This window comes from Umezawaea sp. Da 62-37, from assembly GCF_032460545.1.
GTDB lineage: Bacteria > Actinomycetota > Actinomycetes > Mycobacteriales > Pseudonocardiaceae > Umezawaea.
Window position 1 is genome coordinate 6218782 of sequence record NZ_CP135965.1, and the last position, 12565, is coordinate 6231346.

Sequence of the window (12565 nt, forward strand, 5' to 3'; positions counted from 1 at the left end):
GCCCGGACTACCCCTTCGTGGACCCCAGGGTCAGACCGCCCACGAACTGCCGCTGCAACGTGAAGAACACCACCAGCGTCGGCAGCGCCACCAGCAACGACCCCGCCGCCACCAGGTTGTTGTCCGTGAAGAACGTCCCCTTCAGGTTCTGCAACGCAGAGGTGATCGGCATCTTGTCCCCGGTCTGGATCAGCACCAGCGCCCACAGGAAGTCGTTGTAGATCCAGGTGAACTCCAGCGTCGCCAGCGCCGCCAGCGCGGGCCTGCACAGCGGTAGGATCACCTGCCAGTACTGCCGGAACACGCTGGCGCCGTCCACCCGCGCCGCCTCGGTCAGCTCGTGCGGGATCGTCTTCATGTAGTTGCTGAGGACGAACGTGCAGAACCCGATCTGGAACGCGATGTGGATCATGATCACGCCGATCTGGGTGTCGATCAGCGAACCGCTGTCGCTCATCCACTCCGGCAGTTCGATCAGCCGGTACAGCCGCCACAGCGGGGTGACGATGACCTGCTGCGGCAGCAGGTTGCCCGCGGTGAACAGCATCAGCAGCGCGAGGTTGAACCTGAAGCTGAACCGGGACACGCCGAACGCGACCATCGAGCTGAGCAGCAGCGTGACCACGACCGCGGGCAGCGTGATGAACAGCGTGTTGAGGTAGTAGTGCGGCAGGTCGCCGGTCGTCCACGCGTTGCTGAAGTTGTCCAGCGTCAGGCTTTCCGGGAACGAGAAGTACCCGTTGCGGGAGGTGTCGTCGTAGGTGCGCAGCGACGCGTAGACCGCCCACAGCAGCGGGGCCAGCGTCGTCAGGCAGGTGAGCACGAGGAAGACGTGCAGCACCACCCGACCGGGTCGCAGCGGAGCCTTGCGTGCGGGGAGTGCGGTGGTCACGCGCGGTTCTCCTTGCTGAACACCTGGTACAGGTAGGTGATGATGAAGCCGAGCGAGATGAGCAGCAGGATCACCGCGAGCGCGGAGCCCCAGCCGATCCGGCTCGACTCGCCGATGATGTTGTCGGTCACCAGCACCGACAGCAGCTCCAACCCGTTGCGCCCCTTGTTGATGACGTAGACGATGTCGAACGCGCGCAGCGACTCGATCACGGTCACCACCAGCACGACGATGTTCACCGGCTTGAGCACCGGGAAGGTGACCTTGGTGAACGTCTGGAAGGAGTTCGCGCCGTCGAGCGCCGCGGCTTCCTTCAGCGCCGGGTCGACGGACTTCAGGCCCGCCAAGTACAGCAGCATGATGTAGCCGGTGTGCCGCCAGGCCGCGGCGACCAGCACCGCGTAGATGTTGATCTTCGGGTCGCCGAGCCAGTTGGTCGGGTCGGTGTCCGCGGTGCCCAGCAGGTTGTTCAGCAGGCCCTGCTCCGGCTGGTAGATCAGCTGCCAGATGAAGCCGACCAGCGCGAGCGACAGCACCATCGGCAGGTACAGCGCGCTCTGGTAGATCGAGCCGAACCGGAGCTTGCGGTCCAGCAGCACCGCGAGGAACAGCCCGGCCGTCGTCGGCACGACGAGCAGGAACACCAGCCAGATCAGGTTGTGCTGCAACGCGGGCCAGAACCGCGGGTAGTGGGTGAAGATGTCCACGTAGTTCTGGACGCCCACCCACTTGATGTCCTCGAACCCGCCGATGCCGTCCCACGAGCTGAACGACAGCGCGACCGACCCCAGCGACGGCAGCCACACCAGCAGGACGTGGAACAGGGTCGGGATGCCCAGCATCAGGCCGAGCACCAGCTTGTCACCGCCGGCCAGCGCGGTCGCCCGCTTGCGGCGGGCCCGCCCGCGGGGAGCCGGGGACTTCGGCTCCTCGCGGGCGGTCTTGTCGGTCAACGCGGTCAACTCGTCACCCCGTGAAGATCGTCTTGGCCTGGTCGGCCATGCCCTTGAGCACGGTGTCGATGTCGTCCGGGTTCTGGATGAACGCGTTCAGGCCGTTGGTCGCCGCGTCGCTGGCGAACCGCGGGTCGGTGTCGCGGTCGAGGAACTGGGTGATGTGCTTGGCGTTCTTGATGACCTCGACGGCCTTCTTCTGGAGCGCCGTGTAGCCGGAGGTGTCGGCCTTGGTGCTGGTGGCGATCGACGACGGGTCGGACTTGAGGTACTCGAGCTGCGTCTCGGGCTTCGCCAGGTACTCCAGGAGCTTCTTCGCGCCCTCGGGGTTCTTCGGGTTCTTGGCCATCATGTAGCCGTCGATGGGCGCCTCGACCGTGTCCTGGCCGAACTCGGAGTTGATCTCCGGGAACGCGAAGAAGTCGAGGTCGTCCTCCTGGCCCTTGAACTGCTGGCCGATGAACGTGCCGAGCACGTACATGCCGGACTTGCCCTGCTGGACGCTCTGCGCGGCCTCCTGCCACTCGCGGCCGAGCGCGTTCTCCTGGTGGAACGGCAGCAGGCGCTTCCAGGTGTCGAACACCGCGCGCACCTTCGCGCCCTGCCAGTCCTCCTTGCCGGCCATGAGGTCGACGTGGAACTGGTAGCCGTTGGTGCGGAAGTTCAACTGGTCGAACGTGCCCATGCCCGGCCAGCCCTGCTTCTGGGCGAAGGCGATCGGGTTCAGGCCGTCGGCCTTCATCTTCGTGGACAGCGCGACGAACTCGTCGAGCGTCTTCGGGACCGCGTAGCCGCGCTGGGTCCACACGCTCTTGAGGTAGAACACGCCCCACGGGTACTGGGTGAACGGCACGAAGTACTGCTTGCCGTCCTTGGCGGTCGACGCCTCCTTGAGCGCGGGGGCGTAGTTGTCGCCGAGCCCGCCCCACAGGTCGGTGAGGTCGCCGGTGAGGCCCTTCTCCGCGAAGAAGCGCATCCGGTAGCCGGCGAACCAGGCGAGCACGTCGTCCGGCTTGCCCTGGAGGTAGTTGTTGATCTGCTCCTGGTACTGCTCGTGCTGCTTGGTGTTGATCGTGATCTTCAGGGCGTCGGTGTCGAAGCCCTTCAGCGCCGCGGTGATCGCGTCCTTCGGCACCTGGTCGGACAGGTTGTTGCCGAAGGTGACCGTGCCGTTGGAGGAGCCCGAGTCGGAACCGCCGCAGGCGGCCAGCCCCGGCACCGCCGCGATGCCCGCGGACAGGAGCAGTCCTCGGAGCACGGCCCTGCGGCCGAGGAGGGGATGCATGGACTGCGAACTGGGCGTGTACCGGACCATCGTTGCTCCTGAGGACACTCGACCAAACCAACCGAACACGGAGTCAAACAAAGTTGCGCATAATGTTGCGTCCACCACACCCGCTGTCAAGGCCTGTTACAAAGCCGTTAACCCGGTACAACGTTGTAAAAATGGGGCGCCTACCTGGTACAACGTTGTAAAAACGCGACAAATGGATCTTTGGGGCTGCTCACGAGGTCCAACAGACCCAAACGGGCGATCTTGTTGGAGTGTGTTGACGTTGCGGGTGGGTTTCAGACACCCTTGCGGCCATGACCAGTTGGCCCTCAGGTATGCGCGGCCTTGCTTGGGGCGCGGACTACAACCCCGAACAGTGGCCTGAGCACGTGTGGGCCGAGGACGTCGAGTTGATGCGCCGCGCCGGGGTGAACCTGGTCAGCGTCGGCATCTTCTCGTGGGCGCTGATCGAGAGGGCCGACGGCGAGTACGACTTCGGCTGGCTCGACCGGGTGCTCGACCTGCTGCACGAGGGCGGTGTGCGGGTCGACCTGGCGACCGCGACCGCGTCGCCGCCGCCGTGGCTCACCACGGCCCACCCGGAGATGCTGCCGCAGCGGGCCGACGGCACCCGGTACTCCCACGGTTCGCGGCAGGAGTACTGCCCGAGTTCACCGGTCTACCGCGCCAAGGCCGTCGCGCTGGCGACCGCGCTGGCCCAGCGGTACCGCGACCACCCCGCGCTGGCCGCGTGGCACGTCGGCAACGAGTACGGCTGCCACGTCGCCCGCTGCTACTGCGACGTGTGCGCGGAGGCGTTCCGCGAGTGGCTGCGCCACCGCCACGGCGACCTCGACGCGCTGAACGAGGCCTGGGCGACGGCGTTCTGGAGCCAGCACTACACGGCGTGGGACCAGATCCTGCCGCCGAGGGTGACGCCGACCTTCGGGAATCCGGGGCACCTGCTGGACTTCGACCGGTTCTGCTCGGACGCGCTGCTGGAGCTGTACAAGGCCGAGCGCGACGTCCTGCGCGCGACCACTCCCGGCGTCCCGGTCACCACGAACTTCATGGTGGGCTGGACGTTCGACGCCCTCGACTACTGGGCGTGGGCCGCCGAGGTCGACTTCGTCTCCAACGACCACTACACCCGCTCGGAGAGCGCGGAGCGGCACGTCGAGCTGGCCATGGCCGCCGACCTGACCCGCGGTCTCGCGGGCGGGCGGCCGTGGCTGCTGATGGAGCACTCCACGTCCGCGGTGAACTGGCAGCCGCGCAACATCGCCAAGCTGCCCGGCGAGATGCGCCGCCACTCCTTCGCGCACACCGCCCGCGGCGCCGACGGCACGCTGTTCTTCCAGTGGCGCCAGTCCAGGGCGGGCGCCGAGCGCTACCACTCCGCGATGGTCCCGCACGCTGGCACCGACACCAAGGTGTACCGCGAGGTGTGCGAGGTGGGCGCCGAGTACGCGAAGCTGGACGAGCTGCTCGGGTCCACTGTGGACGCCTCCGTCGCGATCGTCTACGACTGGCAGTCCCGCTGGCTCTCCGGTCAGCAGGCCCACCCCACGCAGGACTTCTCCTACCAGGACACCGTGTTCTCGCTGTACCGGCAGCTGTGGGCCGCGGGCGTCACGGTCGACTTCGTGCCGCCGTCGGCGGACCTCTCGTCCTACCGGCTGGTCGTCGTGCCCGCCCTGTACGCGGTGACCGACGCCGACGCCGCGGGGATCGCCGACTACGTCGAGGGCGGCGGGCACGTGCTCGTCACCTACATGTCCGGCCTCACCGACGAACGCGGCCACGTGCGGCTCGGCGGCCACCCCGGCGCGTTCCGCGACCTGCTCGGCGTCCGCACCGAGGAGTTCTTCCCGCTGCGGGAGGACGAGGAGGTCCGGCTCGACGACGGCGGTGTCGCCACGGTCTGGACCGAGCTGCTGCGCACCGCGGGCGCGGAGGTCGTGTCCGCCTACGCCGACGGCCCGCTGCCCGGCGTCCCCGCGGTGACCCGCAACCGGCACGGCGCGGGCACCGCCTGGTACCTCGCCTGCGGCCTCGGCGACGACGGGCTGCGACGACTGGTCGACGCCGTGCTGGAACGCGCGGGCGTACCGGCGGCCCCCGGCCTGGAGATCGTTCGTCGAAGGGGTGCGGGGGGCGCTGAAGCCGTATCGTGGCTGGTCGCGGTCAACCACGAGGAGCACGACGTCACCCTGCCCGCGACCGGGGTCGAACTGCTGTCCGGCAGCCGGGTCGACTCCTCGCTGGTGGTCCCCGCCGGGGCGGTCGTCGTGCTGAGGGAAGAGGTGTGAGGTGCTGGCTCGGCAACGACAAGCGGTGATCCTCGAGGAGATCCGCCGGACCGGCGCTGTGCGGGTGAGCGACCTGGTCGTGCGCCTCGGCGTCTCGGACATGACCATCCGCCGCGACCTGGACGTGCTGGCCGCGCGGGGCGTGATCGAGAAGGTGTACGGCGGGGCGACCTCCGTGGTCGGGCGCAGCACCGACGAGCCGGGGTTCGAGGCCAAGTCGGTGCGGCAGCTCCCGGAGAAGGAGGCCATCGCCCGGCAGGCCGCCGCCCTGGTGCGGCCGGGCACCGCGATCGGGCTGTCCGCGGGCACCACGACGTGGACGCTGGCCAGGTTCCTGGAGGACATCCCCGACCTCACCGTCGTCACGAACTCCATCCGCGTCGCCGACGTGCTCCAGCAGGGCGGGCGCACCGACCGCACGGTCGTGCTCACCGGCGGCGTGCGCACGCCGTCGGACGCGCTGGTGGGGCCGGTCGCCGTGCAGGCGCTGCGGTCGCTGCACCTGGACGTGGTGTTCCTCGGCGTGCACGGCATGGCCGAGCGCTCGGGCTTCACCACCCCCAACCTGAACGAGAGCGAGACCGACCGCGCCCTGGTGGACGCGGCGGGCCGGGTCGTGGTGGTCGCCGACCACACCAAGTGGGGCACGGTCGGCATCTCCACCATCGCGGATCTCGACGAAGCGGATGTGCTGGTCACCGACGAGGGCCTGGCGGACGACGCCAAGGCGATCCTGGTCGAGCAGGTCGGGGAACTCGTGCTCTCGCACGTGCCCGGAAGGGGAGAGGAACTCGCGTGAAGGAAGCGTCGGAGTTGCGGCGGACCGCGGCGAAGCTGGCGGACGGTCGGGAGATCGTCTACTTCGACGACAGCCCGGACGCGCCACCGCGCACGGCGGTCGACACCAGGGACCTGCCGCCGTCGCAGCCGCATTCGGAGGTCCGGCGCGACCCGCTGACCGGTGAGTGGGTGGCGATGGCCGCGCACCGCCAGACCCGCACCTACAAGCCGCCCGCGGATCTGTGCCCGCTGTGCCCCACGTCGCCGGGCAAGCCGACCGAGATCCCCGAGTCGAGCTACGACGTCGCCGTGTTCGAGAACCGCTTCCCCTCCTTCGCCGAGGACGTGCCGGAGGTGCCGTCCACTGTGGACGGCATGGGCATGGTCGCGCGCGCCGCCGGCCGCGGCCGCTGCGAGGTCGTCTGCTTCACCTCCGACCACAACACGTCGTTCGGGCAGCTCACCCCGCACCGGGTGCGCACCGTCATGGACGTGTGGGCCGACCGCACGGAGGCGTTCGGCCGGATTCCCGGTGTGGCGCAGGTGTTCCCGTTCGAGAACCGCGGCGAGGAGATCGGTGTCACGCTGCACCACCCGCACGGCCAGATCTACGGGTACCCGTTCGTCACGCCCAAGACCGAGCGGATGCTGTCCGTCGCGGGCGAGTACTTCGCCGAGCACGGCACGCACGTGATGGGTGACGTGCTGGCGGCCGAACGCGCGGTGGGCACCCGGATCGTCGCCGAGGGCGAGCACTGGACGGCGTTCGTGCCCGCCGCGGCGCGCTGGCCCGTCGAGGTGCACGTGGTGCCGCACCGCCAGGTGCCGGACCTGCCCGCGCTGACCGACGCCGAGCGCGACGACTTCGCCGACCTCTACCTGCGCGTGCTGCGCCTCATGGACGCCCTGTACGACCGCCAGCTGCCCTACATCGCCGCGTGGCACCAGGCGCCCGTGCGCACGGGGCGCGACCTCGCGTGGCTGCACCTGGAGGTGTTCTCCGTGCTGCGCACCAAGGACAAGCTGAAGTACCTGGCGGGGTCCGAGTCGGGCATGGGCGTGTGGATCAACGACGTGACGCCGGAGCAGATCGCCGAACGCCTGCGCGGGTGAACGCCTGCGGGGGTGAACGCCTGCGCGGGTGAACGGGTTTTCGCATTCGACGCAGTGGGGCGAAAAGGGTGTCGCCCGATGGCCTGAAATTACTCACACGTGATGCCCAGGTCCGTTTAAGGGTTCTCTCAGGCGGGCACCGCACAGTATGGGCATGACCGAGAACAACCACGGTGCCGCCGAGGACAAGCCTCAGCCCGAGGCGCCGCAGCCGCCGCAGCAGACCCCCACTGCCGTGCCGAGCTCGCCGCCGAGTCCGTGGGCCGCCAACGCTCCTGCGACCCCCCAGCAGGACGCCTGGCAGGCGTCCTCAGGTCATGCCATCCCCGGTTTCCAGCAGCAGGGTGCTGGACAGCCGGACCCCGGCCAGCCAGGCGCTTTGCAGGGGGCGCCTGGCCAGCCGGGGACACCTACCCCGGAGCACGGGAATTCGGAGCACGGGAACCCGCTGCTCGGGAATCCGCAGACCGCCCAGATGGGGACGCCCCAGCACGGCGTTCCCGCGCAAGCCGGGCCGTACTACGCCCCGCCCGGCACGTCCTACCCGTACGCGCCGCAGCCGCCGAAGAAGGCGGGCCGCGGCAAGGTGGTCGCGGGTGTCGCCGCCCTGGTCCTCGCCGTGGGCGCGCTGTCCGGTGGCATCGGCGGTTACATCGGCTACCAGGCCGCGGCCGACCACCAGCCGGTGGCGAACGCGCTCAACGCGCCGAAGCCCGCCCAGCAGAGCAGCAACGCCCCCGCGGGGTCCATCGAGAGCGTCGCGCAGAGCGTGCTGCCGTCGGTGGTCCAGCTCCAACTGGCCGAGGGCGAGGGTTCGGGCATCGTGATCAGCTCGGACGGCTCGATCCTCACCAACAACCACGTGGTCGAGGGCGCCGCCGCGTCCGGCCAGATCAAGGTCGTGTTCCAGGACGGCAAGACCACGACGGCGACGATCGTCGGCCGCGACCCGAACTCCGACCTGGCCGTGGTGAAGGCGGCGGACGTGAGCGGCCTGCCGACCGCGGAACTCGGCAACTCCGGTGACCTCAAGGTGGGCCAGCAGGTCGTGGCCATCGGGTCGCCGTTCGACCTCCAGGGCACCGTGACCTCCGGCATCGTCAGCTCCCTCAACCGCCCGGTGCGGGCCGGTGGCGAGACGGGCACCCAGGCGTCCGTGCTGGATGCCATCCAGACCGACGCGGCGATCAACCCCGGCAACTCCGGTGGCCCGCTGGTGAACATGCAGGGCCAGGTCATCGGCATCAACTCCGCGATCTACAGCCCGAACTCCACCCAGCAGACGCAGGGCGGCTCGGTCGGCATCGGCTTCGCCATCCCGATCGACCAGGCCAGGCGCACGGCCAAGGAGATCACCGACAACGGCAAGGCCACCCAGACCGTCCTCGGCGTCTCGGTGAAGGACAACGAGAGCGGCGGCGCGGTCGTCAGCGAGGTCACGGCGGGCGGCGCGGCCGAGAAGGCGGGCATCAAGTCCGGTGACGTGATCACCAAGTTCGACGACCGCAAGATCGACACCTCCGACGCGCTGGTCGCGGCGGTCCGGTCCAAGGCCCCCAACGACAAGGTCACGCTCACCGTCGGCGACAGCCAGAAGGTGGACGTCACCCTCGGCAGCCAGGTCGTGGAACCGAAGTAGCACCGAAGACTCCCGGCGCGATCGCCCCTCGCGCCGGGTCGGGTTCCCGGCGCGGGAACAGGAACGCAGGGAGAGCGGAGCGTCCCGGCGACAGGAACCCGAACACCCCGGCCGCGTCATGACAGGCACCCCTCACCTGTCATGACGCGGCCGGGGTGTTTTCACGTCTCCGACCTGACACGAGCCCCACGACCACGACCACCGCCCACACCACGGCCAGCGCGATCAGCAGACCCGCGAGGTACGGGCGGTCGTGCAGCCCCGGCGTGACGGGGCCGGAGTGGGCCCGCCACAGGTACGGGACGGCCAGCGCGACGAGGATCCCGCTCACCACCAGCCCGGCGCCGACCGGCGCGCGCCACGGCTTCGGCAGCACACGGGCGATCAGCACCCCGCCGACGCCGACGGCGGGCGCCAGGACGGCGTCGTGCAGGACCGGGCCGCCGACCAGCCAGCCGCCGAGCGTCAACGGGCTGTCGAACGCCACCGGCACCAGCAGCACCGCGCCCCAGCCGAGCAGCCCGATCCCGAGCGCGCCGATCACCCACCGCATCACAGCACCTCCAGCCGGGAGACCCACTTGGTCTGGAGCACACCGGGCCTGCTCGGCGCGATGAGCCTGCACGGGTACCCGTGGTCGAGCGTCAGCGTCCCGCCGTTCATCCGCAGCGCCAGCAGCGTCAGCGGGTCCGCGGTGTGCGTGCCGGGCAGCGTGGTCGACCGGTAGAGCCCGTCCTTCTCCAGCGACTCGACCCTGACCGCGCTCCCGGCGGGTGCCCCGACCCGTTCCAGCAGGTCCGCGACCGGAACCCCGGTCCACGTGGCGGTCGCGCTCCAGCCCTCGACGCAGGCGATCGGCAGCTCGGCGGTGGTCTGCGGCATGGCGCGCAGCTCGTCGAGCGTGAACTCCGCGTCACCGACCCGCAGCCGCCACGACGAGTCCGCGGTGGACACGCCGGCGGCCTTGGCCAGTCGGTTGACCGGCACCCCGGACGCCGAGCGCGACCCGAGCACCGAGACGCCCCGGAACCACGGCACCGTGCCGCCGATCGTCGCGAGCACGGCGACACCCGCGGCCCCGCCCGTGGTGAGCAGGAAACCGCGCCTGCTCAGGGCTCCGGTGGCGGGCTTCGGCTCTTCGGTCGTCCTGGTCAGCGCCTCCCGGATCACCGGCAGCTTCACCGCGATGTGCACCAGCAGCGCGCCGGTCACGACGTAGGCGACCGCGTAGTGGGCCGTGGGGAAGAAGAACGCCCACGGGTAGTTCTGGGCGACGTTGAACACGCCGGTCAGCAGCTCGAAGAACGAGGCGCCGATCAGCACGAAGATGGACGCGCGCTCCAGCGCGTGCGGCACCGAGCGCACCACGGGCTTCCCGAACAGCTTCGGGTACACGCTCCACAGCTTGGCCAGCAGCAACGGGATCGCGGCGACCCCGGACGTGACGTGGACGCCCTGGGTGATCCGGTACAGGTTGACCGGCCTGGACGGCCAGGTGAACCACGCGGCGGGGTGCTGGATGCCGTGGCTGATCAGCCCGGTGGCGAAGCACAGCCCGAACGCGATCCCCAGCCACAGCCCGATCCGCGCCGAGACGCGCGGGCCGTGGGTGGGACTGGTGAAGTCGGCTTCCTCCGGTGGTCTCACGGGCAGCTTCACGACTGCTCCAGTTCGGCGAACCAGCGGCCGGACCGCTCCGCCAGCCAGCGGATCCGGAACCCGGCGGACCCCGCCGCCGCTTCCAGCGCGTCGGGGTCGAGCCAGGCCCAGTCGAACCACGTGCCCCACGAGTCCTCGCCGCCGACGCGGGCGCGTTCCCGCCGCAGCCCGCAGCCGGGCGGGTCGACCTCGACCAGGACGGTTCCCCTGCCGTGCAACAACATCCGCGCCCGGCGCAGCAGGGCGGCCGGGTCGCCGCCGATGCCGATGTTCCCGTCGGCCAGCAGCACGTGCGACCACCGCCCCTCACCGGGCAGCGGCTTGAACAGGTCGCGGTGCAGCGCCGGGCCGCCGCGCGACTGCGTGAGCGAGATGGCGACCTCGGAGTTGTCCACGCCCAGCGCGACGATCCCGCGTTCCACCAGCGCCGCGACCAGCCTGCCGGGGCCGCAGCCGAGGTCGATGGTCGGCCCGGCGCACGCGTCCACCAGCACCCTGTCCGCGTCGTCGGCGTCGTCGTGCCACCGGGTGATCGGCATGTCGATCCGCGTCCCTCCGCCGAGGTCGAGCCAGCACCGGTCGCCGCGCAGTCCCACGTCGAACGCGGTCATCGCAGCGCCCCCACGAGCAGCGCCTCGGCGAACCGGCTGCCCGGCAGCGCCGCCGCCACCTCCAGCGCGGTGCCCATGTCGTCCACATCGGACAGTTCGGGGAGCCGCCCGAGCCTCAGGCCGCGACCGCGCAGCGCGGCGGCTGTGAGCGCGCCGGTGTCGTCGCGGGACATGGGGACCGTGCGCAGCGCGCCCGCCTGGTGGCCGTCGCGCAGGCCGAGCGCCCACCAGCCGCCGTCGGTCGCCGGGCCCAGCACGCCGTCGACGTGCCGCATGGACCCGACGCACCGGTCCAGCAGCTCGGCGGTCACCTGCGGGGTGTCCATGCCGATCTGGAACACCGGCAGGCCCGCGTTCAGGTGCGCCACGTCGGCGTGCGCGTTGGCCAGCCGGGTGGCGAAGTCGACACCCCGTTGCGGCACCACGATCGCGCGCCGCAGCAGGGCCCGCAGCTCGTCGGACCGCTTGGCCGCGGCCAGGTCGCCCGTCATGGCGACCACGGGGATCGCGCCGGGCGTGGCGAGCACGGCGTCGAGGGTGTCCAGCAGCGACGCGGCGGCGATGTCCGCGGCCTGCTCCGGTGGCACGGCGGGGCTCAGCCTGGTCTTGGCCAGGCCGGGCACCGGGGCCTTGGCCACCACGAGGATCGAGACGCGGGCGGTCATCGCAGCACCCCCGCCATGTCGCGGACGGCCCGCATCGTGCCGCGCACCGAACCGGAGACCTTCGACTTCGTGCCCGCCGCGCGCGGGCCGTAGGTGACGTCGACCTCCTCGATGCGCCAGCCCGCCGCACCGGCGCGCAGCAGCAGTTCGAGCGGGTAGCCGAACGCGCGGTCCTCGATGCCGAGGTCGAGCAGGTCCTGGCGGCGGAACGCGCGCATGGGCGCGATGTCGCGCACCGGCAGGCCCTTGCCGCGCAGCAGGGCCGCGAGCACCATGTTCCCGGCCCTGGCGTGCCACGGCCAGCTGCCCATCGTCGTCGGCACGCGTCTCCCGACGGCCATCCGCGCGCCACCGCGCACCAGCGCTACCAGTTCGGGCAGCTGCCGGGGGTCGAGCGAGCCGTCCGCGTCGAGCACGCAGACGATCTCCGACCGCGCCTGCTCGACACCGGTGTGCGCGGCCGCGCCGTAACCCTTGCGCGACTCGTGCACCACTCTCGCGCCGAGCGACTCGGCCACCTCCGGGGAGCCGTCGCGGGAGCCGTTGTCGACCACCAGAGCGCGGAAGCCCGGAGGCAGCGCGCGCAGCACGCCGGGCAGCGCCGCGGCTTCGTCCAGGCAGGGGAGCACCACATCGATTTCGTCCACACCGGACAGAGTCGACCGTTC

At 70.5% G+C, this 12565-nt stretch carries 12 protein-coding genes; 4 read left to right on the forward strand and 8 right to left on the reverse strand.

Annotated elements, in window-relative coordinates; all coding sequences use genetic code 11:
• Positions 1–7 precede the first annotated feature (7 nt).
• From RM788_RS28645 to RM788_RS28655, 3 genes are read right to left on the reverse strand one after another with little or no spacing between them, the layout of a single operon-like run.
• Positions 8–892, reverse strand: coding sequence for a carbohydrate ABC transporter permease (locus RM788_RS28645; protein ID WP_315920770.1), 885 nt, complete (start codon positions 890–892; stop codon positions 8–10).
• Positions 889–1854 (reverse strand): carbohydrate ABC transporter permease, encoded by a 966-nt coding sequence (locus RM788_RS28650; protein ID WP_315920772.1) that lies wholly within the window; start codon positions 1852–1854, stop codon positions 889–891. Before RM788_RS28650 ends, RM788_RS28645 begins: the two co-directional genes overlap by 4 nt.
• Before the next feature lie 4 nt (positions 1855–1858).
• The gene (locus RM788_RS28655) at positions 1859–3160 is read right to left on the reverse strand and encodes an ABC transporter substrate-binding protein (protein WP_315920773.1); all 1302 of its coding nucleotides are present in this window, start codon (positions 3158–3160) and stop codon (positions 1859–1861) included.
• Positions 3161–3432: 272 nt separating this feature from the next.
• Here RM788_RS28655 and RM788_RS28660 point away from each other — a divergent pair, with 272 nt between their 5' ends.
• The 4 genes from RM788_RS28660 to RM788_RS28675 all read left to right on the forward strand — a co-directional run bounded on the left by RM788_RS28660 (position 3433) and on the right by RM788_RS28675 (position 8962).
• Positions 3433–5430 (forward strand): beta-galactosidase, encoded by a 1998-nt coding sequence (locus RM788_RS28660; RefSeq protein ID WP_315920774.1) that lies wholly within the window; start codon positions 3433–3435, stop codon positions 5428–5430.
• 1 nt (position 5431) lies between these two features.
• Positions 5432–6229 carry a DeoR/GlpR family DNA-binding transcription regulator gene (locus RM788_RS28665; RefSeq protein ID WP_315920775.1) on the forward strand — a complete coding sequence of 266 codons (798 nt, stop codon included), beginning with the start codon at positions 5432–5434 and terminating at the stop codon, positions 6227–6229.
• Between the two features lie 14 nt (positions 6230–6243).
• Positions 6244–7323 carry a galactose-1-phosphate uridylyltransferase gene (galT, locus tag RM788_RS28670; RefSeq protein ID WP_315934790.1) on the forward strand — a complete coding sequence of 360 codons (1080 nt, stop codon included), beginning with the start codon at positions 6244–6246 and terminating at the stop codon, positions 7321–7323.
• A 154-nt stretch (positions 7324–7477) separates the two neighbouring features.
• The gene (locus RM788_RS28675) at positions 7478–8962 is read left to right on the forward strand and encodes a S1C family serine protease (protein WP_315920776.1); all 1485 of its coding nucleotides are present in this window, start codon (positions 7478–7480) and stop codon (positions 8960–8962) included.
• Between the two features lie 139 nt (positions 8963–9101).
• On the opposite strand, the gene RM788_RS28680 is transcribed toward RM788_RS28675, so the two are convergent.
• From RM788_RS28680 to RM788_RS28700, 5 genes are read right to left on the reverse strand one after another with little or no spacing between them, the layout of a single operon-like run.
• Complete coding sequence (locus RM788_RS28680; protein ID WP_315920777.1) at positions 9102–9515, reverse strand: hypothetical protein; 414 nt, start codon at positions 9513–9515, stop codon at positions 9102–9104.
• The gene (locus tag RM788_RS28685) at positions 9515–10621 is read right to left on the reverse strand and encodes a molybdopterin-dependent oxidoreductase (RefSeq protein ID WP_315920778.1); all 1107 of its coding nucleotides are present in this window, start codon (positions 10619–10621) and stop codon (positions 9515–9517) included. Before RM788_RS28685 ends, RM788_RS28680 begins: the two co-directional genes overlap by 1 nt.
• Positions 10618–11232: a class I SAM-dependent methyltransferase gene (locus RM788_RS28690; protein WP_315920780.1), complete on the reverse strand. Its 615-nt coding sequence runs from the start codon at positions 11230–11232 to the stop codon at positions 10618–10620. The genes RM788_RS28685 and RM788_RS28690 overlap by 4 nt, the downstream gene beginning before the upstream one ends.
• The gene (locus RM788_RS28695; RefSeq protein ID WP_315920782.1) at positions 11229–11897 is read right to left on the reverse strand and encodes a TIGR04282 family arsenosugar biosynthesis glycosyltransferase; all 669 of its coding nucleotides are present in this window, start codon (positions 11895–11897) and stop codon (positions 11229–11231) included. Before RM788_RS28695 ends, RM788_RS28690 begins: the two co-directional genes overlap by 4 nt.
• Positions 11894–12535 carry a glycosyltransferase family 2 protein gene (locus RM788_RS28700; protein WP_315934791.1) on the reverse strand — a complete coding sequence of 214 codons (642 nt, stop codon included), beginning with the start codon at positions 12533–12535 and terminating at the stop codon, positions 11894–11896. The genes RM788_RS28695 and RM788_RS28700 overlap by 4 nt, the downstream gene beginning before the upstream one ends.
• Positions 12536–12565 lie beyond the last annotated feature (30 nt).

What these genes read in the sequence shown, in the direction of transcription:
- RM788_RS28655 (WP_315920773.1), bottom strand. Translation starts at nt 3,160, where the DNA reads ATGGTCCGGTACACGCCCAGTTCGCAGTCCATGCATCCCCTCCTCGGC.
- RM788_RS28660 (WP_315920774.1), top strand. Translation starts at nt 3,433, where the DNA reads ATGACCAGTTGGCCCTCAGGTATGCGCGGCCTTGCTTGGGGCGCGGAC.
- RM788_RS28675 (WP_315920776.1), top strand. Translation starts at nt 7,478, where the DNA reads ATGACCGAGAACAACCACGGTGCCGCCGAGGACAAGCCTCAGCCCGAG.
- RM788_RS28680 (WP_315920777.1), bottom strand. Translation starts at nt 9,515, where the DNA reads ATGCGGTGGGTGATCGGCGCGCTCGGGATCGGGCTGCTCGGCTGGGGC.
- RM788_RS28690 (WP_315920780.1), bottom strand. Translation starts at nt 11,232, where the DNA reads ATGACCGCGTTCGACGTGGGACTGCGCGGCGACCGGTGCTGGCTCGAC.
- RM788_RS28695 (WP_315920782.1), bottom strand. Translation starts at nt 11,897, where the DNA reads ATGACCGCCCGCGTCTCGATCCTCGTGGTGGCCAAGGCCCCGGTGCCC.